Source organism: Yokenella regensburgei (genome assembly GCF_051486985.1).
Classification (GTDB): Bacteria; Pseudomonadota; Gammaproteobacteria; order Enterobacterales; family Enterobacteriaceae; genus CBFFRJ01.
The window spans coordinates 1-1,084 of record NZ_JAHVDV010000091.1; the positions used below are offsets into that span (position 1 = coordinate 1).

The 1,084-nt window shown below is 58.6% G+C and carries 1 protein-coding gene; it reads left to right on the forward strand.

Annotated features, from left to right (window positions below; translation table 11 throughout):
• Positions 1-62 precede the first annotated feature (62 nt).
• Positions 63-1,084, forward strand: a 1,022-nt coding sequence (accC, locus tag KXR87_RS23550; RefSeq protein ID WP_437434591.1) for an acetyl-CoA carboxylase biotin carboxylase subunit, incomplete at its 3' end; no start/stop codon positions are given.

Consider the following 1,084-nt stretch of genomic DNA (forward strand, 5'->3'; position numbering starts at 1 on the left):
CGAGAGCGGTCAACCTGTCGAATTCGACGAGCCGCTGGTCATCATCGAATAACGAGGCGAAGATGCTGGAAAAAATTGTCATCGCAAACCGTGGCGAGATTGCCCTGCGAATTCTGCGTGCCTGTAAAGAGCTGGGCATCCGGACTGTCGCCGTGCACTCCACCGCGGACCGCGATTTAAAACACGTACTGCTGGCRGATGAGACGGTCTGCATTGGCCCGGCCCAGTCCGTTAAAAGCTACCTGAACATCCCGGCTATTATTGCTGCGGCTGAAATCACCGGCGCTGAAGCYATCCATCCCGGCTATGGTTTTCTCTCCGAGAACGCCAACTTTGCCGAGCAGGTTGAACGGTCCGGCTTTATTTTCATCGGCCCGAAAGCAGACACCATTCGTCTGATGGGCGACAAGGTCTCCGCCATCACCGCCATGAAACAGGCTGGCGTACCGACCGTACCGGGCTCCGACGGCCCGCTGACCGACGATATGGATCTTAACCGTGCCCATGCGAAACGCATCGGCTACCCGGTTATCATCAAGGCGTCCGGCGGCGGCGGCGGTCGCGGTATGCGCGTGGTGCGCRGCGACGCCGAGCTGGCACAGTCCATCTCCATGACCAAAGCGGAAGCCAAAGCGGCCTTCAACAACGACATGGTCTACATGGAGAAGTACCTGGAAAACCCGCGCCACATTGAGATTCAGGTGCTGGCAGACGGTCAGGGCAACGCGATTTATCTGGCCGAGCGCGACTGCTCCATGCAGCGTCGCCACCAGAAAGTGGTTGAAGAGGCGCCGGCACCGGGGATCACTCCGGAACTGCGCAGCTTCATCGGTGACCGCTGCGCGAAAGCGTGCGTGGACATCGGCTACCGTGGCGCGGGTACTTTTGAGTTCCTGTTTGAGAACGGTGAGTTCTACTTCATCGAAATGAACACCCGTATTCAGGTGGAGCATCCGGTTACCGAGATGATCACCGGCGTGGACCTCATCAAAGAGCAGCTGCGTATTGCTGCCGGTCAGCCGCTCTCCATCAGACAGGAAGATGTGGTGGTGAAAGGCCATGCGGTGGAGTGCCGTATCAACGC